The 21,173-nt window shown below is 67.9% G+C and carries 24 protein-coding genes and 2 pseudogenes; 2 read left to right on the top strand and 24 right to left on the bottom strand.

The genetic code is table 11. The features are described from left to right. Positions 1-239: 239 nt before the first annotated feature. The 12 genes from ABT245_RS42910 to ABT245_RS42855 form a co-directional block, all read right to left on the bottom strand. Positions 240-2,027 (bottom strand): type IV secretory system conjugative DNA transfer family protein, encoded by a 1,788-nt coding sequence (locus ABT245_RS42910; RefSeq protein WP_351745702.1) that lies wholly within the window; start codon positions 2,025-2,027, stop codon positions 240-242. A 30-nt stretch (positions 2,028-2,057) separates the two neighbouring features. After that, a complete protein-coding gene (locus ABT245_RS42905) occupies positions 2,058-2,825 on the bottom strand; it encodes an SPDY domain-containing protein (protein WP_351745699.1) in 768 nt (255 codons plus the stop codon). A gap of 2 nt (positions 2,826-2,827) precedes the next feature. After that, the gene (locus tag ABT245_RS42900; RefSeq protein ID WP_351745696.1) at positions 2,828-3,127 is read right to left on the bottom strand and encodes a hypothetical protein; all 300 of its coding nucleotides are present in this window, start codon (positions 3,125-3,127) and stop codon (positions 2,828-2,830) included. A gap of 320 nt (positions 3,128-3,447) precedes the next feature. After that, positions 3,448-4,281, bottom strand: coding sequence for an SPDY domain-containing protein (locus tag ABT245_RS42895; RefSeq protein ID WP_351745693.1), 834 nt, complete (start codon positions 4,279-4,281; stop codon positions 3,448-3,450). A gap of 107 nt (positions 4,282-4,388) precedes the next feature. Next, the gene (locus ABT245_RS42890) at positions 4,389-5,189 is read right to left on the bottom strand and encodes an SPDY domain-containing protein (RefSeq protein ID WP_351745691.1); all 801 of its coding nucleotides are present in this window, start codon (positions 5,187-5,189) and stop codon (positions 4,389-4,391) included. Continuing rightward, on the bottom strand, positions 5,186-5,593 hold the full coding sequence (locus ABT245_RS42885) for a hypothetical protein (RefSeq protein ID WP_351745688.1): 408 nt from the start codon (positions 5,591-5,593) through the stop codon (positions 5,186-5,188). The genes ABT245_RS42890 and ABT245_RS42885 overlap by 4 nt, the downstream gene beginning before the upstream one ends. Continuing rightward, positions 5,593-6,357: a hypothetical protein gene (locus ABT245_RS42880; protein ID WP_351745685.1), complete on the bottom strand. Its 765-nt coding sequence runs from the start codon at positions 6,355-6,357 to the stop codon at positions 5,593-5,595. Before ABT245_RS42880 ends, ABT245_RS42885 begins: the two co-directional genes overlap by 1 nt. Positions 6,358-6,382: 25 nt before the next feature. Next, positions 6,383-7,069, bottom strand: a complete 687-nt coding sequence (locus ABT245_RS42875; RefSeq protein ID WP_351745683.1) for a hypothetical protein — start codon at positions 7,067-7,069, stop codon at positions 6,383-6,385. Positions 7,070-7,131: 62 nt separating this feature from the next. Further along, the gene (locus ABT245_RS42870) at positions 7,132-7,566 is read right to left on the bottom strand and encodes a hypothetical protein (RefSeq protein ID WP_351745680.1); all 435 of its coding nucleotides are present in this window, start codon (positions 7,564-7,566) and stop codon (positions 7,132-7,134) included. Between the two features lie 109 nt (positions 7,567-7,675). Then, positions 7,676-8,173, bottom strand: coding sequence for a hypothetical protein (locus ABT245_RS42865; protein ID WP_351745678.1), 498 nt, complete (start codon positions 8,171-8,173; stop codon positions 7,676-7,678). A 43-nt stretch (positions 8,174-8,216) separates the two neighbouring features. Beyond that, positions 8,217-9,311, bottom strand: a complete 1,095-nt coding sequence (locus ABT245_RS42860; RefSeq protein ID WP_351745726.1) for a hypothetical protein — start codon at positions 9,309-9,311, stop codon at positions 8,217-8,219. 86 nt (positions 9,312-9,397) lie between these two features. Continuing rightward, positions 9,398-9,742 (bottom strand): hypothetical protein, encoded by a 345-nt coding sequence (locus tag ABT245_RS42855; protein ID WP_351745676.1) that lies wholly within the window; start codon positions 9,740-9,742, stop codon positions 9,398-9,400. A gap of 355 nt (positions 9,743-10,097) precedes the next feature. On the opposite strand from ABT245_RS42855, the gene ABT245_RS42850 reads away from it, so the two are divergent. After that, the gene (locus ABT245_RS42850) at positions 10,098-10,532 is read left to right on the top strand and encodes a DUF6228 family protein (RefSeq protein WP_351745673.1); all 435 of its coding nucleotides are present in this window, start codon (positions 10,098-10,100) and stop codon (positions 10,530-10,532) included. Positions 10,533-10,572: 40 nt separating this feature from the next. Here ABT245_RS42850 and ABT245_RS42845 read toward each other — a convergent pair. The 8 genes and pseudogenes from ABT245_RS42845 to ABT245_RS42810 all read right to left on the bottom strand — a co-directional run. Continuing rightward, a pseudogene (locus ABT245_RS42845) lies at positions 10,573-10,821 on the bottom strand (ATP-binding protein); the annotation flags it as partial. 115 nt (positions 10,822-10,936) lie between these two features. Continuing rightward, positions 10,937-12,460, bottom strand: coding sequence for a group II intron reverse transcriptase/maturase (ltrA, locus tag ABT245_RS42840; protein WP_351745671.1), 1,524 nt, complete (start codon positions 12,458-12,460; stop codon positions 10,937-10,939). Between the two features lie 606 nt (positions 12,461-13,066). Beyond that, positions 13,067-13,612 (bottom strand): annotated as a pseudogene (locus tag ABT245_RS42835) (ATP-binding protein); the annotation flags it as partial. Between the two features lie 14 nt (positions 13,613-13,626). Then, positions 13,627-15,192 (bottom strand): IS21 family transposase, encoded by a 1,566-nt coding sequence (gene istA / locus ABT245_RS42830; RefSeq protein WP_502982313.1) that lies wholly within the window; start codon positions 15,190-15,192, stop codon positions 13,627-13,629. Positions 15,193-15,472: 280 nt separating this feature from the next. Further along, entirely contained in the window at positions 15,473-15,979 is a 507-nt protein-coding gene (locus ABT245_RS42825) for a hypothetical protein (protein ID WP_351745668.1), read from the bottom strand. Continuing rightward, positions 15,976-16,509 carry a hypothetical protein gene (locus tag ABT245_RS42820; RefSeq protein WP_351745665.1) on the bottom strand — a complete coding sequence of 178 codons (534 nt, stop codon included), beginning with the start codon at positions 16,507-16,509 and terminating at the stop codon, positions 15,976-15,978. The genes ABT245_RS42825 and ABT245_RS42820 overlap by 4 nt, the downstream gene beginning before the upstream one ends. Before the next feature lie 190 nt (positions 16,510-16,699). Beyond that, complete coding sequence (locus tag ABT245_RS42815; protein WP_351745663.1) at positions 16,700-17,752, bottom strand: DUF8094 domain-containing protein; 1,053 nt, start codon at positions 17,750-17,752, stop codon at positions 16,700-16,702. Positions 17,753-17,813: 61 nt separating this feature from the next. Further along, positions 17,814-17,996 carry a hypothetical protein gene (locus ABT245_RS42810; RefSeq protein ID WP_351745661.1) on the bottom strand — a complete coding sequence of 61 codons (183 nt, stop codon included), beginning with the start codon at positions 17,994-17,996 and terminating at the stop codon, positions 17,814-17,816. Positions 17,997-18,029: 33 nt separating this feature from the next. Here ABT245_RS42810 and ABT245_RS42805 point away from each other — a divergent pair, with 33 nt between their 5' ends. Beyond that, complete coding sequence (locus ABT245_RS42805; protein ID WP_351745658.1) at positions 18,030-18,374, top strand: hypothetical protein; 345 nt, start codon at positions 18,030-18,032, stop codon at positions 18,372-18,374. On the opposite strand, the gene ABT245_RS42800 is transcribed toward ABT245_RS42805, so the two are convergent. The 4 genes from ABT245_RS42800 to ABT245_RS42785 all read right to left on the bottom strand — a co-directional run bounded on the left by ABT245_RS42800 (position 18,362) and on the right by ABT245_RS42785 (position 20,940). Further along, the gene (locus tag ABT245_RS42800) at positions 18,362-19,177 is read right to left on the bottom strand and encodes a hypothetical protein (RefSeq protein WP_351745655.1); all 816 of its coding nucleotides are present in this window, start codon (positions 19,175-19,177) and stop codon (positions 18,362-18,364) included. The genes ABT245_RS42805 and ABT245_RS42800 overlap by 13 nt on opposite strands. Further along, the gene (locus ABT245_RS42795) at positions 19,174-19,533 is read right to left on the bottom strand and encodes a hypothetical protein (RefSeq protein ID WP_351745652.1); all 360 of its coding nucleotides are present in this window, start codon (positions 19,531-19,533) and stop codon (positions 19,174-19,176) included. Before ABT245_RS42795 ends, ABT245_RS42800 begins: the two co-directional genes overlap by 4 nt. Positions 19,534-19,800: 267 nt before the next feature. Beyond that, a complete protein-coding gene (locus ABT245_RS42790) occupies positions 19,801-20,346 on the bottom strand; it encodes a hypothetical protein (protein WP_351745649.1) in 546 nt (181 codons plus the stop codon). A gap of 210 nt (positions 20,347-20,556) precedes the next feature. After that, positions 20,557-20,940 (bottom strand): hypothetical protein, encoded by a 384-nt coding sequence (locus tag ABT245_RS42785; protein ID WP_351745646.1) that lies wholly within the window; start codon positions 20,938-20,940, stop codon positions 20,557-20,559. Positions 20,941-21,173 lie beyond the last annotated feature (233 nt).

Below are 21,173 nucleotides of genomic sequence, written 5' to 3'. Positions count from 1 at the left end.
GCGGTTTGGGACGTGTAGCGGGGGCCGGTCCATTGGCCGGTCGGGTGGCACACGGTTCAGGGCTTCCCACAGGAGCCGGCCGAAGATCGCCATGGCACGCAGAGGTGCTGGTCTCATCGGCGGCTCCGGCGGCGTAGATCTGGCCGGCCAGGGCGCGTGGGTGCGGTGGCAGGTGCGGGTGCGGACGAACTCCGTGGCCGCGCGGGAGCGGACTGGCAGTGGGTGCAGCCGGGATCTAGTCACGCGGTCTGGCCGTCGTCGGAATGGGCCAAGGCGTGCTTGGCGATGGCGCGTTCGGTGATGGCCTTCGAGGCGCGGGCGGAGGCGGCGCCCAGTTCGTCGGCGCCTGGCTCGGCGTACCAGGGGCGCAGGTCGAGCATGGCGGCGCGCATGCCGGTGGCGAAGCACAGGGCGGTGCCCTTGGGCAGGGCGCGGATCGCGTCGGGCGGCAGGATGCGTTCCTGTCGCATGGACACGGAGGTCGACTTGCCGGACTCGGAGCGGGAGGTGGAGAGGGTCTCGACGTCGTGGTCACCGATGAGCCGGGACAGCTTGTCGGCGAAGTCGGGATCGTCGATGCCGGAGCCGATGACCTTGACGGTGGAGGCCGACCACATGGCGTCCATGCCTGCTTCGCCCCAGACTTTCTGGCCTTGGCGGTAGGACTGCAGGATGGTGATCGGGATGATTCCCCGTGATCCCAGGTGGGAGTACAGGTCAGGAAGATCGGAGATCTTGCAGACGTTTGCGGCCTCGTCGAGGATCGCGAGCATGGGCGGGTCGAGGCGTCCGCCGGCACGCTCGGCCTGCGTGGTTGCGGCGCGCATCACGGAGTCCGCGCAGGCGGCGATCAGTGCGCTCGCACCGCCTCCGCCGTCCTTCGACAGCAGGTAGAGGGTGTCAGTCGAGGTGACGAACTCGGATGGGCGGAACTCGGGGACGTCCTTCTGCGGGGTGACCCAGCGGGCGATCTCGGAGTTCAGCAGTGCCGCGGCGTACTGACGGGCGGTCTCGTAGATGCCGTCCCGTGTTTCGGGCGGGCCTTCCACGGTGCCTTTGAGCTGGGCGGCGACCGCGGTGAAGTGGTGGTCACGCAGGATGTCCAGCGGGGCGCGGTCGGCGGGGAAGGCCAGCCACTGCATCACGTCGGTGATCGGCCGGTCATCGAGGGCACCGGCGAGGAAGAGCTGGGAGAGGATGTTGGATCCCGCCTTGGACCAGAAGTCCCCCTGCTGGGAGGCGTCCACGGACGCGGCGAGGAAGTGCCCGGCCAGGCGCTGGGCTCCGTCGAGAGTGGTGGCATCCGAGAGGGGGTTCCACCACATCTCGCGGTCTGCGTGGGCGATCTGCTGCGGGTCCATCGACCACGTCCGACCGGCCTGCGCGCGGGCGGCGAGCGTCGTTGTGTAGGCATCGCCGGCAGCCTTGTTGGAGGTGAGCAGAACCGGGCCGGGGGCAGCGAGGATCGAGGGAATGGCGAGGGACGTGGTCTTGCCGGACCGCGGCGCCATGATCGCGACTGCGACGTCTTCGTATCCCATGCGGACTTCGCGGTGGGTGCCTTGCAGGTTGCCCAGCAGAATGCCGGTGTCGTTTGCCGCGATGTGCTTGGCCGTCTTCAGGCTGGGCCGCAGCGACCTGGCTTTGGCGGTGATCGCTCTTGCCATCAAGGGCTCGATGTCCCCGGGCTTGGCCATCCCCCTGATCTTCTTCTTCCGCCTGCTACCGCCGTTCGTGTGCCGGGACCACAGTCCAGCGGTGGCGGCGCCGAGCGCGAGGAGGGCCGCGATGGGGACGATGCGGGCGCCGATCAGGAGCGAGACGTGGCCCGCCCGGGGCCAGAGCTGGTCGGGGTGCAGCAGGGCGGTGGTCGGCTGGTAGGGCGCCCAGGCGTGGCCAGTCAGCCAGGCCGTGAGGTTGCCGGACAGCCAGGCGAGATGGGACAGCGGGACGACGACGGCGAGAACTCCGAGGAGGAGCCGGAAGGCGACGTCGTACCCGTCGGAGTTGTGCGAGGAAGGGCGCAAAGGACTGGATGCTCCGGTCGGGGCGTAAGGTCAGCGGCTGCGGCCCGAGTTGGGCGGGGGCCGGCGCGGCGCACTCGGGTGCGTCGGCGGGGCGGCGCGGCGGGCGGCGAGGGCGCGAACTCGCTCCTCCAGGACGGAGGCGACCTGCGCGGCGGGCACGTCCCGCTGTATGCGGGTGACGAGGTTCGGGTACAAGGTGAGGAATCTGAGCGGGCTGCCGGTGCGCGGCACGGGACGGGAATCGGCGAGCGCGGCGGTGAACGCGGCGATCAGGTGCGGTGGCGTGTGCTCATCGAACTGGGCCTGCCAAAGGCCAGGGAGTGCGACGGTGGCGAACCACGGGCCGTCGCCTGCGCTGCCCGTCCGCTGGACCATGGCCCTGCCGTCGGGCGAGAGAAAACCGTCCGCAGTGCCGGTGGGCGACCAGCCGGCCCGTTCGAGAGGCTCGTAGGGATCGGCGGGTGCGGTTGTTGCCGCTGCGGGAGCGGTGAGGGCGTCGGTGAAACCGGCGATGATCTCGACCGGGGTGCGGGCGCCGAAGCTCGCGTACCAGGCAGGCCGGTCCTGTGTAGCGTTGTGGTGGATGGTCCACCACTGACCCTCGGGATCGGGCTCAAGGCGCAGCAGTGCCTTCTGGTTGGGGCTGGAGAGGATGACGCGCGGCATCAGGGGGTCGTGGCCGTAACTCCAGCCGCAGGCACGGTGGAGGGGCACGGTGATCCACGCCGGATCACCGCCGCCCGCAAGATGACGCGGGCCTATGAAGGCAACGAGCGTGGTGTCGGGGTCCGGTTGCATTGTCACCTCCGTGCAGCCCTGGCCTGGAGGAGTGAAGCCGGGGCAGCGGTCATGGCGTGGGGCGTGCCCTGAGACATAGGGGCGTGGCGGGTTGCAGAATGGATGTCGAGGACGGTGCGGCCGTGCGTGCCCCAGTCGTCGAGATAGCTCCACGCTTCCGCGTGGTAGGCGGCGAGGGCGGCGGCGAACAACTCGGTGCCCGGGCCGGCATGGCCGGGCAGGCTGTCGCGAGTCTGCAGCCACGTGTCGTGGAGTTCGTCGAGCTGTTCGAGGGCGGCCTGCAAGGTACTCAGCTGCCACACCCACCGAATCTGGACCGCCTGGGCGGGCAACTGTTGGAGCTGGGTCTGGGCGGCGGCCAGGAGGTGGTGTGCCCCGGCACGGACCTTCTCGAAGGCTTCTGCCGTGTCGGCGTCACGTTGCGCGGCGCGCCGGCCGTAAGCGTCCTCGTCGCGGGGCCAGCCGTCGAGGTCGGTGTGCTCGTCGGAGTACGCGTCCCACGCGTCGAGGATCTGCTGACTTTCGTCCAGGAACTTTCTGAGCTGGTCGAGCAGTTCACGGTGGGCATCGAGGTCGGAGGAGATGACGGGTCCTCGGTATATAGCGGTCGGGCGGTAATGGGTCAGCGCCGGATCGGGGCGGTCGCTGTTGCGGGCGCCGATACGGACGTGGTGGCCGGTTGCTCGCGGCGGCGCGCAGTACGCGCGCGGGTGCCGAGCGACGCGAGGCGGTCGGCGTGCGCGTCGACCACCTGCTGGGGCCTGAGCTGGCTGCGCTCTTGCACGGCGCTGTAGTGGGCAGTGGCGTCGAAGAACCCGCGCTGGAGCGGGGCGGGATCGACGAGCGCGGTGATGAACGCGGTGACCAGATGGGACGGAGTGTGACTGTCGAACCGAGCGTGCCAGATTCGGGGACCCCAAGGGTCGCCGTAGCCGGGCTCGCAGACGTCGATGTGCCACGACTCGGTGACCTTGCTGTCGAGGTGACGGAGCTCGATGTGTCCCATGCCGTCGGGGGAGTGGGCTGTGCCGTCAACGTCGCGCAGCCAGCCTCCTGAAGCTGCGGCCTCCCAGGGATCGGCAGGCTCGTCGGCCGGCTTACTGGCTGGCGGGGCAACGAGGGTGTCGGTGACGCTGCTCAGGACCTCGGCGGGGACGAGCTGCCCGAACTCGCAGTACCAGTGCTGAGCGGTATCGCTGCCCTGGGCCCGCAGGCGCCACCAGGCGGACGTGGAGGACTGCGGGTCGAACTGCAGGGTGTAGCGGTGGTCCGGGCTGGTGAGCAATATCTCCGCGCTGAGCGGGTCCGAGGTGCGGGTCCATCCCACGGCGGCCAGACCATGCGTGACGTGTCGGGCGTCGCCGGGACCGGCGAGGTGGCGAGGGCTGGTGTCGAACGGGATCCGCCAGGCATGGGTGTCGGCAAATGCGCGCAGCTGACGCTCGTTCACGGGCATGGGCTACTCCTGTGCCCGTCGCAGACGTTCCGCGATAGCCGCTCGCTGTGCTCCGACGTGGGAGTGAAGGCCGTGTGTGGCAAGGGGTGTTCCTCGTGAGGTGGACGTCAGCGGTGGGAGAATGTCCGGTCGCCGCTCGCGGCGTGGCGGGCCGTGGCGCGTGGTCGGCTGGGGTTCCAGTTGCGGGCCCAGGCGGCAGCGCGGGCGGCGTCGAGGCGTGCTTGCTGCCAGGCACCGAGCTGCGAGGGCAGGAGAGAGACGGAGGTGGTGCGGATCTTCGTGCTGTACGGGACGCGGCCTCTGGGGCGCATCACAGGTTCCGGGCTGGCCAATGCGGCAGCGAAGCTCTGCAGGAGGCGCATCGGGGTGGAGGCGCTGAAGGCCGCATGCCATCCGTTGCCGTGCTCGTCTCGGGCCGCCGCCCACCAGTTGGCGTCGCCGTTCTGACCGGTCCGGAACTGCATCCATGCCGTGTCGTCCGGACTCGTCGCGGTGAAGTTCCCGTTGCTGCGATCACGGTTCCAGTCCTGCTCCTGGAGGGGCGCCCAGACATTGGGAGCATGTGCCGAGCGGGGCTGGGTGAGGGCATCGGTCAGGCCGGCGACGATCTCCACCGGTGTCTGCTGGCCCAGGATTGCCCACCATTCCTCCTGGTGCGCGGTGGCCTTGCCGCGGATGGTCCATCCCCCCGGTTGGACATAGGGGTCGTAGACGATCCGGACGAGGCGGTCGGGGCTGTCGAGCAGGAGAGGGCCGTCGGCCTTCGACTGGTCCTTCCATCCGGAGGCACGCAGGAAGGCGGAGACGTGCCGGAGGTCGCCGCCGCCGGCGAGGGTGCGGGGCTCGACGAGATAGTGCTGCTGGGCCTGCTCACTGCCAGCTCGTCCCGGCCACCGTTTCTGCCTCATCGGTGCCGCCGTGCGACGAGCGGTGCGGCGACTGAGGGCGTTGCTGGGGCTGGGCGTGTGCCGAGGGCGGCGAGGGCAGCGATGTGAGGGTCGAGGTCCAGGCCGATGTCGTTCAGTTCGTTGGCCGCGCGGCCTAGGGCGAGCCACACCTCGGCGGGCAGCAGGCCGCGTTCCGCGTGGTTCTTCGTGAAATAAGAACCGGTGATCAGCAGTCCCGTGAAACGGCCGAGGACGCCCTCGTCGGGGTCAAGGACCCGGGCGAGGATCTGGGCAGCCTGTTCGGAAGGGAGTTGGGAAAGACGTTCGGTGAGCTGTCCGAGCTGGTGGGCGACTTCGTCGGCCAGCCGTACCGCGGAAGAGGTGGATTCGGGCACGGTCCTCCTGGCGGGTTCGTCGGCGGGCATCAGCGTGACCGTGCGGTCGACGTCTTGGCCGATGCTGCGGGCGTGGGGGCAAAGGTGGTCGGGGACCTGCGCGAGGGGGCGTGCCGGACGATGAGCGAAACGTTCCGGGCGGCGAGCTGCAGGCCGAGCTTGTGGAGGGTGCTGGCCTGGGCGGCGCTGTCGCCGCCTTGGAGCCGGTAGATGTCCTTTTGCTCGTCGCGGACGAAGCCGTGGGCGATCAGTACGCCGTTGGTAGAGTCGCTGGCGGGGGTCGCGCCGAGGCTGCCGTCGGACAGCCAAGAGAGGATGACTCGTTCGGGCTGGGGCGAGTGAGCTCCGGAGGCGCGCGTCAGGTCGGTGGCGTTCTGACGGACCTGTGTGAGCGCGGTCTCGTAGCGTGCCAGCAGGTCGCCTGCGATCAGTTCGGCGCTCAGGAACGGGTCGTCGGTCAGGGCGATTCCGTCCGGCTCGCGTACTGCTTGGAATGCCTGTGCGGGTAGGTCGCGGGGTGCGATTGCGGCGGCGAGGAAGCCGTTCCGCTTGTCGTGCCGGTCGAGGACGACAAGTTGGGCGCCGTCCGCGCAGGTCAGGACGGCTGCCTGGTGCGGCGGATGCTGGGCGAGGGATTCGGCGACGACATCCATGTCCCAGATGTTGTCGACGAGTTCGGTGAGGTCGTCCTTGTCCTCGGCCGTGTGGTGGACGCTCGTCCAGGCGCCGGGGAGTTCGCTGGCGAGGACATCGGCGAACGAGGCGAGGCGCCCGGAATCTATGTGATTGGGCATGTTTTCCTTGGGCATTGGGGCGGAATCAGCGGCGTCGTCCGGGGGCCGCACTGGGAGCGGGGAGGCTAGGTGACTGAGGGCAGGCGCGCTGGGCGGAGGCTTTGCGTTCCGCGGCTGGCACAGCCCCGGTGGGGGTGGTGCGGCCGGGGTGTGGGGCGTGCCGGTCAGCCAGCTCGTTGCGGGTGTGGGTGAGGTCGGAGCGGATGACGCTGAGGCGTTCGTCGGCGAGGTCGCGCAGACGTCGGGCCACGTACGGGGAGGTGGGGTCGTCCAAGCCCTCGTGGAAGTCGGCTGTCGCGGTGAGGACCGCTTCGATGCCGGCGAGGATTCCATCGTGGTCGGCTGTGAGTTCGGTCAGGACCTCGGCTGCGTCCTCGGTCGTTGTGGCTTCGCGGATGCGGTCGGCGAGTTGGGCCGCCTGGGATCCGAGAGACTGACTGGGGGGTTCGCGCCGGCCGGTGTCGAACGGCTCGTCGCAGGCGACGTCGTAGCCGACTGCGCGGAGACGGGCCACGGCGCTGCTGGCCAGCCGGTTCTCCGTGTCTTGGCCGAGGCCGATGGGGGCGCGATGGTAGGTGTCGTGGAGACGTACGACAGCCACGAAGCCGGTGCGCTGCAGGATGCTGTGAGCCTGAGGATCACCGCCGCGGGCGAGGACTTCACCGGAGTGAGGATCACGGCGGATGCTGAGGAGCCGGTCGGCACGAAGCAAAGAGCAGGTCTCCTACGGTGTGGGCGGCTGGGGATGCCGTGGGGTGACTGCCGGAAGTTCCTTCATCGCCCGTTCCGGACCTCGTCGACGTGGACGAGCTGGCCGGAGGGTGTGATCGAGTACCAGCCACAGTTGACGAGTCCGTCGTAGCCGGCGTAGCGGGGAAGGAGATAGCGCTCCATAGCCCGCAGGTAGATCAGGCAGTCCGGGCAGCGGCGCTGGAGGTGAACCATGTAGCGGGGGTGCGCGGTGAGGTAGGACTGGGCGCCGCCGGTCGCGTTGCGCAGCCGCCATCCGTTTTCCTCGGTCGGGGTGTGCCACGAAGGGGCGACTACGCGCATCGAGTCGCCCCATAGGTCGCCGGCGACGCAGCCTTTGATGACGACGATTTGGTCGCCGGGCTGGAAGTGGGCGTGCGTGATGTTCCGGGTGGGTGTGAGCAGGTCGGGTGCCGGTGCGTAGTCCGGAAAGTTCGGGGAGAGGCCGGGTTCGGTCAATGAGCGGTCCTTCCGCACGGGGGCTGGGAGGAGAGGCGGTGGAGGACCAATGGTCCGCAGGATCGCCGGTTTGGCTAACCGGCGATCGTCGCCTATATTCCGGCCGGGGTCACCGGAAGGGGTTCTCCGTGCCTCGGTCGTCTTCGCCTGCGGCGTCGAGGAGTTCGGGCAGGTCAGAGCCATCCGCGTCCCGCTGGTCGATCCACCATCCGGCTCGGCCGATGGAGCGGGCCTTTTCTTCCAGTTCTGACCAGTCCGCCTCGTCCCAGTTGCCTTCGACGACGAGGGATGTGTGGGCCGCGGTCATCAGCTGGTGGCGGGAGCGTTCACCCCAGTCGAGTGCCTTCTCGGGTCCCTCCAGCGGCGGCATGTCGAATTTCTCGGCCCATTCGCGGGCGGCCTGTTGTTCTTCGGCCCGCTTGGTGGCGAGCCATTGCTGCTTGAATTCGGCGTCGGCGTCGCGAGTGGATCGCCAGCAGTCGGTGCAGTCCCGTGTGGTGAGCCAGCGGGCGAATCCGGCTCGGCGGTCCGCGGGACGGTCGGACAGGTCGTGCTGTATCTCGTGGCCACAGGCGTGCTGGACGGTCCATTTTGTGCGGACTGCCATGAGTTGTCTCCTCACGTGGTCGGGTGGGGCGTCGGGCTGGTATCTAGCGGTGGCGGGCGGTGGCCGGGCCCAGGGTGGAGCCTGGCGGGGGAGGGGTGTCCAAGGCGGGTCGTGGCCTGGTGCGAGGTCGGGGGGTGCGATGCGGCGGCAGGACGGCGACACTCGCGCCGAGTTCCTCTGCCACCTCGTGCACCTCGTGGGTGAGGAAATCGAGTTGTCGGCGAAGCGCGGCGAGCCGAGCGGCAACCTGTGTGCCCCGCACGGTTTCTAGGGCCTGGGCGAACTGCCCTGCTTTGCCGAGGAGCTCATGAAGGCGGACCAGCGGGCCCGCGTCGTAGCCGTGCCGGGTAGTGACGAGCAGAGCCTCTGAGACGTCACCTGCGGCGCGTGCCTCGGTGACGTCCCGAACCAGTTCCTGCAGCGACACCTCAGGTGCGGGGTCGGGGCGGTTGAACCGGGAGACATCTGGCTGTAGCACGCCGGGCTGCACCGCGGTCGGCAGCGCCTGCCGGGCAAGGTATTCGTCGACGTAGTGCCCGATCACCCGCCAGCCCTGTGAGTCCGGATCGCCAGACAGGGCGATCACGGTCGAGGCGTCATCCTCGAATAAGTGTGCGAGAGTGATGGCGTGGCCGTCAGCGGCGTACCACGACTCGATCAGGTCCAGCTCGCCCCGCCGCTGCGCTGCTTGGGCCATTTCGGTCCACATCTGCTGTTCTTCGTCGGTCAGCGGGACCTCAGGCTGGTGGCTCTCGTCGGCGAGGTCGGTGGCGATGTAGCTGTGTTCCGCCCAGAAGGCGAGATATGGCCACACGGCCGTGTGCTGCTCGCCCTCGGTGACCGTGCCGGGCGCGGCGGGCTGGTTGAGGACCTGTGCGATCTCGGTGTGGGCGGTGGCGAGGCTGTCGAGCAGGGCACGCCACCCGGTGGTGTGCCGGGCGTGAGGCAGGTCGTCAAGGACGCGGCGGGCAGCGGCGAGCAGATCGCCTGCGTGCGGTGCAAGGTAGGCGGCGTACGCCTGGAGGGCCTTCCGGTTGCGGTGGGCGCGGGCTGCTGCAGCGTGGTGGTGGACGTACCGCCCGTAGCGGTCCCGCGCGGCGTCGAGAACAGTCTCGGCCTCACGGCCGAGACACACCATGGCGAGCCGGAAGTCCTGTGCCTTTCGGGCTAGTTCGTTCACGGTGCGGGTAGGTGTGCCGGGGATTGGTTGCTCCTGGCTAGAGGTCAGTTGCGTGTCCGGCGTCCTGCCGGCGGTGACTGGGCGGTCGTTGCCGGTCGGTGGTTCGGGACGGACGGGCTGCCATGACTGGAGCGGGGGACGCTGAGGTCGGGGTCGAGGTGCACCGGGTAGCGGGCGGCGGTCAGCATCTCGGCCGCCCAGGAGGCGTGTTCGCTTTCCCAAGCCGTACCGAGGTCGAACGGAAGCCGGACCCAGCATCCGCGCAGCTGAGGCAGGAACATGAAGCCTGCTCGGCGCAGCACGTCGGCCGCGAAGGCGTCGACCGGACCGGTGACCTCGACCTCACCGCCCGGCCCGCGCACGATGCGGATCGGCTCAGCGGTGGTCATCGGCCTGCCCTTCGGCCCGACGTGGTCAGGCAATGCGGTTCTCCTCTCTTCCTCTGGGGCAGCGATGGGCGTGTGGCCGCGACTGCGCCGCCAGCCGCGGTGGTTGGGCAGTTGGTGCAGTGGAAGAGGAGTGCTCGCCGGCTGTGCGGAGCGCATTGTGGTACGGAGGCTCGCAAGTGCCCCGGCGGGTCTTTGGAACCGGTGGCTGCGTAGGTCAGAACGAAGAGCACTTGTCGGTCGGAGCTGGGAACAGCTGGTTGCTGCTGGACCTCCGAATGTTGATGAGAAGTAGCAGCGGTCCCGTGCCACGGAAACGTGATGTCGTCAATGTGTTGACGTCCGTATCCTTCGTCGGGTGAGTCTGATCGAGGTGGGTCCCGGGCAGGTCGAGCTCGTCGTGCGGGGGCCGGGGGCGCTGGCGACTTCTGTCCGGTTGTTCGACTGGTCGCGTGCGGATGAGTACGAGACCGTGTTCGCGGTGGAGGCCGCTGCTGATGGTGTGCGTGCACAGCTCGATAAGGTGACCGTCACCGTCTGGGATGACATGAGCGAGTTCTTCGACGGCCTCGCGCGCGACTTCCGTGGTTGGGAAGGGGAGCGGGTCTGGATCAACAACCACCTGGTCCTGACGGCGACCTTCGGCTCGGTTGGTCATGTGCATCTGGACTGGACGCTTCGGTCCGGCTTCTTTCCCGGTGACTGGAAGTGCACGGTGACGACCGTGATCGAAGCCGGTGAAGGGATGACGGCTGTAGCCGCTGACCTGCGGGAATTTCTGCGCCAGGGGTAGCTCGCCCACGTCGCTCCGGGCAGGCACTCCCGCGCCAGGTTCAGCCGACGGCTTGCTGCTCAGCGCGGGCGCGGGTGGTGGCGAGACGGTAGGAGTCGGTGCCGGTCTCGATGATGTTGCCGCCGAAGGTGAGGCGGTCGACGATAGCCGCGCAGAGACGGGGGTCGGTGAAGGTCTTGGTCCAACCGCTGAAGGACTCGTTGGAGGCGATGGCGACGCTGTTCTTCTCCTCGCGTTCGGTAAGGACCTGGAAGAGGAGTTCGGCGCCGCGGCGGTCGAGTTCCATGTGTTGGGTCGGGGACGAGACGCCGTGCACTGTTTCCAGTGCCGGTTTTCCCGTCCCCGCCCGCCGAACCGGACGTGCCCGTTGGCCGAGCATCCGGCTCTCCACGTGATCTGACGGATCAGGCGAGGTATTCACTGACCTGGCCGACGAAGGCCACATCGTCGTGACTGGTCCGGCGAAAGCGCGCCTTCTCCGGATCAACCTCATCGATGTTGTATGGCGTGCTAATCTGCGCTCCACGAAACGTGTATCGCTGTACCCGCATCTTCGCCGGGTTGTAGAGGACAATCCCGCCCTCCGTGATGCGGTCCGCCCCGTAGTAGCGGCGGCGCAACTGTTTCCAGGTCATATGTGGGTGCTTGTAGCGAATCCAGAGAATTAGCCTCCACCACGCGTACCAACCGAGGTAAGAGAACGTCTTCTTGGACACGCCATAGCGGAAATAGGCCGCCCAGCCCCGAAGAACCGGGTTGACTGTCCGCAGCACCTCCTCCAACGAGAGCGATGTCGTACTTCGCCCCGTCAGCTTCTTGACCTTGTGCATCACCGACGCCAATGCCTGCTTGGACGGGATGGTGAGCACGACACGACGGCCATCGCCCCAGGATCTCCGCTGGATGTGAAAGCCCAGGAAGACGAAGCCGTCGTCGATATGGGTGATGTGGGTCTTCTCGACCGAGAGGGTCATCTTCAGTCTGCTGGCCAGCAGTTCGCCGATCTCTGCCTTCAACGTTTCGGCTTCGGACTTGGTGCCGTGCACGAGCACGACGAAGTCGTCGGCGTAACGCACCAGTCGGAAGTTCGGCCGCCCCATGCGGCGTCGATACTGCCGACGCCACGGCGGGGTCATCTCCTCATCCCAGATCCGCGAGAAATGCCGGTCCAGGACAGAGAGATAGATGTTGGCCAACAACGGGGAGGCGACTCCTCCTTGCGGAGTGCCCGTGAGGGTCTCCGCGAATCCACCGTGCAGCTCGACAACTCCGGCCCGCAGAAACGCGCTGACCAGCCGCAGGACCTTCCGGTCCTTGACGCGTTCGGCCACCAAATCCATCAAGACGTGATGGTCGACGTTGTCGAAGCAAGCCTTGATGTCGCCCTCGATGACCCAGTCATAGGTCGACGGCCTGCGAGTGAAGTGGTGGATCTCGGCGATGGCATCCTGGGCCCGACGTCCGGGCCGATACCCGTAGCTGGACGGGTAGAACTCGGCCTCGAAAATCGGCTCCAGTACCAGCTTGAGCGCCATCTGCGCGACGCGATCCCGCAGGGTCGGAATTCCCAGGTAACGGACTTTTCCGTTCTTCTTGGGAATCACCGCCTGCTTGACCGGCAGCGCGGTGAAGGACCCGTCCTTGAGTGAGGAGCGAAGCTCCTCCAGGAACGGAATCACTCCGTGGCGCTCTTCGATGTGGTAGCGAGTCACCGCATCCACACCTGCTGTCCTGGCACCCCTGTTGCCAGACACCCGTTCCCAGGCCACCACCAACGTGGCCCGGTCGCAGATCAAGTTGAATACATCATCGAACCGGCGATCCGGCTCGTTCCTTGCCCATCGGTGCAGCTTGATCTGATGATCGAGTACCCGTCGCGCGGCCGTCATACTGCCCGGCCACATTGTCGACGGCGCGTCGTTATTCAACAACGTTCCTCCCCGACAGCAGTCCTGCTGCTATCACGCTGTCGCCCTTCCCCACGTGACCGGCTTTCCCGGACTCCGAGTACTACGGCGACTCCGCCACGATCTGGCGTCATCAGCGGGCATTGCGCCTGCCCGCCGCCCGGCCGGCTGCCGGACGGGAAGGGCGATGCCAGATCGCTTCCCACGTTCACTGAGGATCTCTGTGACGGCTTCGGTGCCCAGCTATACCCCGGCAGCATCGCCACGGACCGCACATCGCAGTCTTGGTCCGGGCCTCCCGGCGTCCATAGGCTCAAGACGCCGGAAGAGGAGAGGCCATCGGATAGAGCACTCTCCAGCACTGCGAAGCGACCCATCCACCAGGTTCGGCAGGCCGCTGACGACTCACGGGACGTCAACCACTGGTTCAGTTTCCTTGCACCCATTCCGTCTTCGCTTGCGGGCACGAACCGTCTGGTGGTGTCGATCCGCCCCTACGTTGTCGAGGCTGCTTCCGACCTCACCCCCAATCCGGGGTTCAGCCTGCCTCCAGCTTCAACCGGTCCCTGCGAGGACCGGCGGCGGGCCTCTCATCCCGCGAGATCCATCAGCGCCTCGTGGCGCACAGCCGAGTTCGTCGATGCAGAGCAGGTCGACGCGGCCGTAGCGGGCGATGGTCTTGGTCAGCTGCTTCTCGTCGGCGGCTTCGACCAGCTCGTTGACCAGCTTGGTCGCCAGGACGTACTTGACTCGGTAGCCGGCCATCGCGGCCTCGGTGCCCAGTGCGATCAGCAGGTGAGACTTGCCCGTGCCGGAGTCGCCGATGAGGCAGAGGGGCAGGCCCTTCTTGATCCATTCGCACTTGGCGAGGGTGTGGATCATGGCTGCGTCGATGTTGGGGTTGGCCTCGAAGTCGAACTTCCGCAGGGACTTGTCGCGGGGGAAGCCTGCAGCCTTGATGCGGCGCTCGGAGCGGCGGCGGGCCCGGTCGTCGCACTCGGCCAGGAGGAGCTCGGCGAGGAAGCCGAGGTAGGACATCTGCTCACGGCTCGCGGTCTCGGCGAGGTCGGGGAACTGAGAGCGGATGGTGGGCAACCGGAGCATCCGGCATGCCTGGTCGACGGCGGTGGTGGCGGCCTGCTCGGTGAGTCCTCGCTGGCGGGGAAGGGTCACGGCGTTCTCCTCTTTCACGGGGTGGGGTGGTCGGGTCGGCGGAGCCGCAGGAGCTGGTCGTAGGGGGCGACGGAGGGCAGGGGCCGCTTGTCGGGTGGCAGGTTGGACCTGACGGCCGCAGGCAGCGGGGCGATGGCGGTCTGGCTGGTGGTGGAGGGCGGCTGCGGGGGCTCTTCGGATCCGGTGTCGGCGTCGGCTGCCTTGCGGGCTTCGAGAGCGACGGCATCGGCGGTGAGGGCACCGGTCTTCAGGGCTGCAGCGAGGCCGGTGACGAGGTGTTCGTGGGGCAGGTGGCGGCTGAGGAGGAGGACCTCGATCAGGGCCCGGGTGCCGTCGCGTTCACCGTGCGCTTTGACGGCGGCTTCCCACCAGGCGTCGTGCATGGGAGTGAAGCGGCCGGCGGCCCGGGCCTGGTCGAGGGCGGTGGCGCCGGGCAGGGCACCGGGCTTGCGGATCAGCGCCTCCAGGTAGTGGTCGAGTTCGAGTCGGGATCCATTGCGGGCGATGAGCCGCTCGTGGCGGGCGACTTCCTCACGGCCGTCGTAGACCACGAGCTCGGAGGCGTGGAGCATGACGCGGACGGTGCGGCCGATCAGCCGCACCGGCACCGAGTAGCGGTTCATCCTCACGCAGATCTGGCTGTAGCGGTCGACCCGCGGGGTGGACAGCCTGCCCGTCTCGAACGGCTCCTCCGGCAGCGGCGCGAGTAGCGGCTGCTCGGCCGCGAAGTACTCGCCGATCGTGCGGGGACGGGAGCGGATGCGGCGGGCGTCGTCCTCCTGGTCCCACCGGTCGATCATCGCGTTGAGCTCGGCGAGTGTGTCCACTTCAGGGACGGGGACGAGGTGGTTGCGGCGGAACCAGCCGATCTGGCCCTCGACGCCGCCCTTCTCGTGGGCGCCGCGGATACCGGGCTGGCAGTAGAGGGCATCGATGCCGTAGTGGGAGCGGAAGGCGGTCCAGCGTTCGGCTTCCACCCGGCGACGGGAGAGTCCCAGCACCTGGGCGACGGCGGCTCTAAGGTTGTCATAACGGACCTTCCCGGTCGGCACTCCGCCCAGCACGTTGAGAGCGTGGACGTGGCCCTCGAAGAACGCTTCCTGCCCTGCCGAGGCGAAGATGCGGTGCACGGTTTTGCCCGAGTACGACAGCCGGAACGCGAACAGGTAGCAGGTCACCAGCTCGCCGGCCAGCCTCACGGCGACGTCGCCGAAGTCGACCTCGGCCTCCGCCCCGGGCCTGTGGGTCTGCGGGACGAACGCGTCCACCACCCCCTTGCCGGTCTGGAGACGGATCTCCTCACGGCGGGCGGCGACGTAGGCGCGGACCATTTGGTAGGAGACGTCGACGGCTTCGTGCTCGTCCAGCAGCCGGTCGTAGATCCGCTTGACCGTGTGGCGCTGCTTCCGCGGCGCGGTCAGGTCCATCTTCAGGATGGCGTCGATCACCGGCTTGTAGGGGTCCAGGCGCGTTGCCCGTGGCCTCATCTTCTTGCGCGGCTCCGGCAGAGCCGAGGCCAGAGCCCTCTGCACGGTGTTGAAGCCGACGCCGTACTTCCGCATGAGCGCGCGCGTGGACATGCCCGTCCTCGCATCACGACGGATCGCCGCGTACAGGTCGACCTTGGACTTCGGCAGCACCCGGGCCCCCTCGTCGTGCAGAGCACAACCAGGGTCCCGAAGCAAGCACCAGGGCGTTCTCGAAACTCAGCGACATCACTCTCCCGTGGAAGCAGGCGTTCGCCCCGCTGAGCAACAGACGTTCTCGAAACTCACCTACAAAGCCAGACCGGTGCTGGTCGGCGGCTGGAAGTAGTGGCAAGTAGTGCCGGGCCAGCCGTCGAGAGGAGGAACTCCAAAGTCAGTGTCGAGGACGGCGTGCAGGGCGCTGATGCATGGTGTCGGGGGCTCTCCCGTGCTCGGCTGCCGGGGTGGACACGAGGACGGCCTGGGCTGCCCGCTTGAGGCTGCGTAGGGCGGCGGTGTGGCCGAGTCTCGCGTCCAACCTTTTCTGCACTGCTTCGCCGGAATCAGAGGGCGTTGCTCGGGATGGGAATGTGGTGAGACCGGTCACGGCTCTGCTCAGGTGGGTGGTGGCGCGGCTGCTGTGTACTAGCGCGTCGGCCAGTTGGGACAGGTACTGGCGGCCCGGGGCAGTGGCCGCGAGGGCACTGATCGCGGCCTGGCGCAGGTCGGAGACAAGACCGGATGTCAGGTTGTGCATGGCGGTCAACTGATAGAGGACCGGAAGCAGGCCCGTAGTGGCACTCTCATCCGGCGGTGTTGTCATGAGGCGGGCGGTGTCCTCGATACGACGGTGCCAAAGGGCCAGGCGAGCGCGGACGAAGTCGTCGTGGGAACTGGTCATCGGCTCGGTCTCTTCGGTTGGTCGGATCGGCGGACGGGAGAGCCGGCGCCGGGCGAAACGCTGGAGGTCGTGGTTACACGGAAGCCGCGTTGCCGCAGGCGTTGGGCGCTTTTGACCAGCTGACGGTTCGCCTGCTGCTCAGTGAGGGTGGCGGCAAGGTGACACTCGCCAGTCGCCGGGTCGAGCAGGAAGCCGCCGCGGGCGAGCAGTTCGATTAGGGCATAGACGTAGGTGGTGCGGATGCGGGGGCGGCGCTCGGCATCGCGGGTCACCTGGACCAGGAGGTGGCCAGGGCTGGCCGCCCGGAGCACGGGCAACGCGTCGAAGCGGTAGTCCTGCAGGATCCGGCGGCGCACCGCAGCGGCGGCCCGCGCGGGGTCGGCGGCAACGGCGATCCCCTGCGGGCTCTTGAGGCCAAAGGCATGCTTGTGTTCGCAGCCGGCGGGGAGCATCGGCAGCACGACGAACTCCACGGACCGGTCCGGGCGCGGCATCACATACAACTGCAGGCCGTAGGGCGAGGTGAGCACGCACCGCTGGAGGCCGAGCGCGGTGTACGCGGTGTAGGCCAGACAGCCGGTGTGCCAGATCCGGTGGCTGCCGGACTGCTTGAGGTGACGGCGGCAGGCGGTCCGGGCTGCCAGATACCGGGCAGGCGCTCTGCCAATGCAGTAGCGAACCCGAGCAGATCCGAGACGGGTTGGGGAGGGTGGAGCATATTCATCCTGCCGAAAGAGAGCGCGTGCCCTGGGCGTTGGTGCGGCGGCAGGTGTATCCGATCAGCGCCGGCTTGCGGGGTGTTGCTGGGACTGCGGCGACATCGGAACACGTGAATGTGTAGCTGATGAGGGGGCTTGGGGCCGTGCCCAGCCAGGCGCGGTCCTTCTTGTCGGGGTTGATCTGCAGTCCGCGGTGGGCGACATCGAGCTGGGTGTGCGTATGCGCGAACACGACGAGAGCGCCGCCGTCGTCGGTCCTGAGCGCGTAGCTGTCGGGGAACTCCGTGGGGGCGGCGGAGAATGTAGTGCTGCCGCGGTCCCCGAACTTCTTCGTCGTCCTCTCGTGGACTTGGATCTGCCGGGTGGAGGTCTTGGTGGCCGCGAAGGTCTTCTTCCCGCTCACGGTGCCGCCCGTGGCGTAGTTGTCCAGGACGGCCTTGCGTAGGGCGACGACCGGTTTGGCGACCTTCTGGGCCGAGGCGGCATCAAGGGCGGTGGCGTAGCCGTCGGAATCGAGGGTGATCGCGGGCAGTAGCCTCTTGTCGTCGACGTCGACGGCCGCGACCATCTCCCACCGGCGCGGGGCAGCCTGCTCGGCCATGACCAGGAGGCGGGCATACCTGTTGTTCTTGCCGCTGTAGGTGACAGCGGCGAACCACCGCTGCTGTCCGGAGCTGAACCGGGGAATGTAGAGCCGAGTTGAGCCCAGGTCGTAGGACCACGGCCTGTACGTCTCCTGGCCCGCCTTGGGTAGCCCCTCTTCCTCCTTGTAGTCGGCGACCGACATCGCATACAGCGGGCCGTCCTCGATCGTGTCGAGGAGCCGGCGGTTGCGCGTGGCGTTGGCCTTGTTGTTGATCTGGGAGTAGTGGGCGATCTGGTCCAGGGCCTGTTGCTTCGTCAACGCCGGGGCGGCAGTTGCCACGGCCGAGGCAGGGCCCGAAGCGCGGGTGGAGGGCTGCTGGGCGCTGCCGGTCTGGGAGGCGGTGCAGGAAGCGGCGCCCAGGACGGCGGACAGGACTGCCGTCACCAGGAAGGACAGGGATGCTGTCACTGGGAAGGTCGTGCGGCGAGTAGCTATGCGGGAGAGAATGATGGGGCTCCAGGGACGGTGATCACAGCGTTCGCTGTGCGGTGGGCGCGGGCCGTGCGGGGCCCGGCACGGGTGTCGATGCGGTGCGCGAGGTGTCGGCGGCCGTGCGCAGCTGGTTTGCGGCGGCGATGAGTTGGCCGCGGGCGGTGGCGACGCTGTCGATGAGTGCCTGTTGCGCTGTCAGCGACGCCGGGGAGTGCTGCATGGGAGGCCGGACGAGGTCAGTGAGGTTGGCGAAGTGGTGGACGGCGTCGCCAAGAGCGGCAAGCGCCGCACCGGCGGGCTGGACGACCCGGGCCAGGGCGAGAGCGATCCTGTGATGGACAGGCAGGGCCTGCCGCAGCTGATTGCCGGCTTCCCGGTGGCGGCGGGCGGCATCTCCGGCCAGGAAGACGAACAGGCGGGCCAGGTGGCGGATGTCGTCTTCGAGGATTTCACCGATGGCCGGATCGGGGCCGAGCTGGTCGGGCATGGGCAGCTCGTCGACGACGGACTGGAGGCGGTCGGCGATATCGTGCAACAGCTGCCGCTGGTCGATGCCGGACGCCATCAGGGTGGACAGGCTCGGTTTCAGCGGCGGTGAACCAGTCCGGGTGTGCGGGGTAGCCCTGGCTGGCGGGGCGGGCCCGGTGCTGCCGCACGGCGGTGGTTCACGCCGATGCCCTGGGCGGTCAGCCGCTTGATCGCTGCCTTGAGGAACAGCGCCTGCTGGACGCTTCCGGGGGAGCGGGGTAGCACGTATGCGGCTTCGCCGGCCCGGTACTCGAAATTGCAACTCACCAGCACACTCCGGGCGTCCTCAGGCACGCTCGCCGATGGGGCCGCTATCGAGCCGTCCGGGCCCCAGACCATGGTCAGAAGCTGTGCGGCCTCGTCGACACCTGAGAAGTCTGGCGCTCCGGGCCGGTTGGTCATGTTGCGGCGCACAGCCGCAAGCGCCCGACGGTAGCGGGGCAGCACGCGGCGGATAATCGCTGCGGCGGCCCGGGCTGGGGCGTCTGGAACGGAGATACCATCCGGATGTTCCACCCCCTCCAAGTGATGCCACTGCACGCCTTCGGGCAGCAGGGGAGCAACCAGGTACTGGTGCGGGCAGCCAGGCCGGGAGATGACCAGCAGTTCTTCGCCACCCGCACCGTGGAGGAGCGCCGCGTGTCCGAGTTCATGGTCCAGTCGGGCCGCATGCGCGGGGCCGCTGTCCCAGACGGCGCGGGCGAGCTGGTCCTCGAAGGTGGCGAACACAAGGTGTTCGCGGCGCCACATGCCCGGCAACTGCCCGGCCAGGACGGTACCGAAGGCGGACAGGTCGCATTGGTGCGGCAGGGCTGAGCCTCCTTGCGCGAAGGAAACGGATACGGGCGGCCCCTGGTAGGGGCTTCCGGTCACCGTCGCGTTCCGGTCGGGCCGTTCTGGGGATGCGGGAACAGCGGCTGTGGAGGTGTGTTCCCCGACGATCGGGCCTTCAGCTCTCTTTCGAGAGCTGCGAGGTCCGGTGGCGGGTCGTAGTGGGCACGCAGGATGCGCAGATCGGCGGTGGCGGCCATGGCGAGCCCAGTCGAGATGCGGCTGGCGGCATCTCGCAGCAGCCGGGGCGGGGAGTCTGGTTCGGCTCCGCGGTTCTGGTCACGCCACCGGGCGGCGGCGGCCAAGTGGTCGATGACCTCGTTGAGGAAGGGTTCGACGGCATCCAGCAGGGAGTTGAGTACCGTGCTGTACTCGGCTGGAGTTTCTGCGGCAGCCAAGGCCGTGCTGTAGGGGGTCAGATCCGGCGTGGGGAATGGCTCCCGTGGCAGGGGGTGCTGTGCGCGGAAGGATGTGGAGTCACGCTCGGCCCAGCGGCGCAGGTCATCGGTGGTGGCGGAGCGGGTGTGGTAGGCGTGGATCTGTTCGCTGGTGCGGCCGACGTTGTCGTACAGCTCGAAATCGGGGTTCTGCAGGGAAGGCTCCGAGGTTGGTGGTGTCGCCGGGCGGGCACGGGGCGGGGCGGCGAGCGGGAGATCGTCCGGGATTCACCGCGCTTTGGGCTTTGGCCCTGGTGGGCTGGCGGCGTTGGCTGGTGCGGGCCCTCGAACGCGGGCAAGGAAGCGCTCCGTGTCGTGATGACGCTTGACTTCCCTGGTCGCGTCTCGGACGGCTTCGCTTGCGAGCTGTAGCTCGCTGCGGGCTTCTGCGTGATCGAAGATCATCCGAAACTTCCGCTGCTCCGCTTCGAGCTCTCCCGCTGTCGCGGCGGGTAGAGCGGTGGTCTGTGCGGCGCGGGCGTACAACGCCGGCGCATTACATGCATGTGCCACTGCGGCCAGCAGGTGGGACTGGGCCTTGACGAGTAGCTGAGGCGGGTTATCGAGCTGCGTCATGAACTCCGTCACGAGCTGCATCGTGATCCGCGAGAGGTTTTGGGCAGTGGCCACGTGCTGCAGCATTTTCATTGTCGGAGCTGGTGAAGGAACTTTGCCGCTGGCGTCCAGTAGCTCGTGCTCGTCACAGGCGCGTCGGAGACTGACGGCCAGCTGCTCCAGTTCGTCCAGTACCGAGGCGGGGACGGAAACATGCACGAATGACTCCTTCATCATGGGTAGGTGGCCGAGTGTTGCCCTGGGTGTGGAGCGCTTCGTGGCGATTCCCGCCCCTCCTCGCTGGCAGGGTGATGTCCGCGGGAGATGGCTTGATCACGCGGCTCTTGACGGGACGTCGTCCGCCGGGCGTGGCAGTGCGCCGCTGCTCAACACGTAGGACGGCGTATGGCGCAAGGGCGGTGCGGGGCTTCAGCGCCTCGGCGCTGATGGCGGTGCTTGGCGTGGAACCGGTCCGGCGGCTGGGCGATGCGGCGTAGACGCGGCGCGGGCGTCGTAGTCGTTGTCCGGAAGCGCCTGTCCCTGGGATGTGAACTGCATGAGCACGAACTCGGTGTGGGTGTCGCCGTCGGCGGTGGGTTGCGTAGACCCGTGACGTTTGAAAACCCCTTGGGTTTCAAGCCGTTGCCCGCCGGGTGCGGTGACCGTGACGTAGATGGCCAGCACCCATTCGCCTTCGAGGGGTTCTGGGCGCGGAAGGTGCCCTTCGAACTCGTTGCGGGCAGTGATGAGCTGTTCGAAGGCGGCGATGTCCTCTGCGGTCAGAGTGCGGTGGTCTATGAAGGAGAAGGTCATGGCTGGCGTGTATCTGTTCTCTCAGCAGGTTCAATTGTGAGGCGGCTATTTGGCCGTAGGGCGGTCGCGTAGGGGGCTGTCGATCCCGTGCACGTCAGGCAGGTGTGTGATGCGTCAGCCGCAGTGAACACACGGGGCTTTGTCTCTATGACCGTGGGTTCCTGGGGGCTCTCGGGGCTTGTTTGACCTGGCAGGGCAGGCCACGGGGGGTTCACCCCTTGGGGTGAGAAATT

The organism is Streptomyces sp. NPDC001508, assembly GCF_040298665.1.
Lineage (GTDB): Bacteria > Actinomycetota > Actinomycetes > Streptomycetales > Streptomycetaceae > Streptomyces.
This window is presented reverse-complemented; position numbering and strand designations above follow the sequence as displayed.

Coding starts and splice junctions, on each gene's coding strand:
- ABT245_RS42905 (WP_351745699.1), bottom strand. CDS start 2,825: ATGCAACCGGACCCCGACACCACGCTCGTTGCCTTCATAGGCCCGCGT.
- ABT245_RS42895 (WP_351745693.1), bottom strand. CDS start 4,281: ATGCCCGTGAACGAGCGTCAGCTGCGCGCATTTGCCGACACCCATGCC.
- ABT245_RS42890 (WP_351745691.1), bottom strand. CDS start 5,189: ATGAGGCAGAAACGGTGGCCGGGACGAGCTGGCAGTGAGCAGGCCCAG.
- ABT245_RS42885 (WP_351745688.1), bottom strand. CDS start 5,593: ATGCCCGCCGACGAACCCGCCAGGAGGACCGTGCCCGAATCCACCTCT.
- ABT245_RS42880 (WP_351745685.1), bottom strand. CDS start 6,357: ATGCCCAATCACATAGATTCCGGGCGCCTCGCCTCGTTCGCCGATGTC.
- ABT245_RS42865 (WP_351745678.1), bottom strand. CDS start 8,173: ATGGCAGTCCGCACAAAATGGACCGTCCAGCACGCCTGTGGCCACGAG.
- ABT245_RS42860 (WP_351745726.1), bottom strand. CDS start 9,311: ATGGTGTGTCTCGGCCGTGAGGCCGAGACTGTTCTCGACGCCGCGCGG.
- ABT245_RS42855 (WP_351745676.1), bottom strand. CDS start 9,742: ATGACCACCGCTGAGCCGATCCGCATCGTGCGCGGGCCGGGCGGTGAG.
- istA (WP_502982313.1), bottom strand. CDS start 15,192: ATGTCCACGCGCGCGCTCATGCGGAAGTACGGCGTCGGCTTCAACACC.
- ABT245_RS42825 (WP_351745668.1), bottom strand. CDS start 15,979: ATGACCAGTTCCCACGACGACTTCGTCCGCGCTCGCCTGGCCCTTTGG.
- ABT245_RS42810 (WP_351745661.1), bottom strand. CDS start 17,996: ATGCAGCACTCCCCGGCGTCGCTGACAGCGCAACAGGCACTCATCGAC.
- ABT245_RS42785 (WP_351745646.1), bottom strand. CDS start 20,940: ATGACCTTCTCCTTCATAGACCACCGCACTCTGACCGCAGAGGACATC.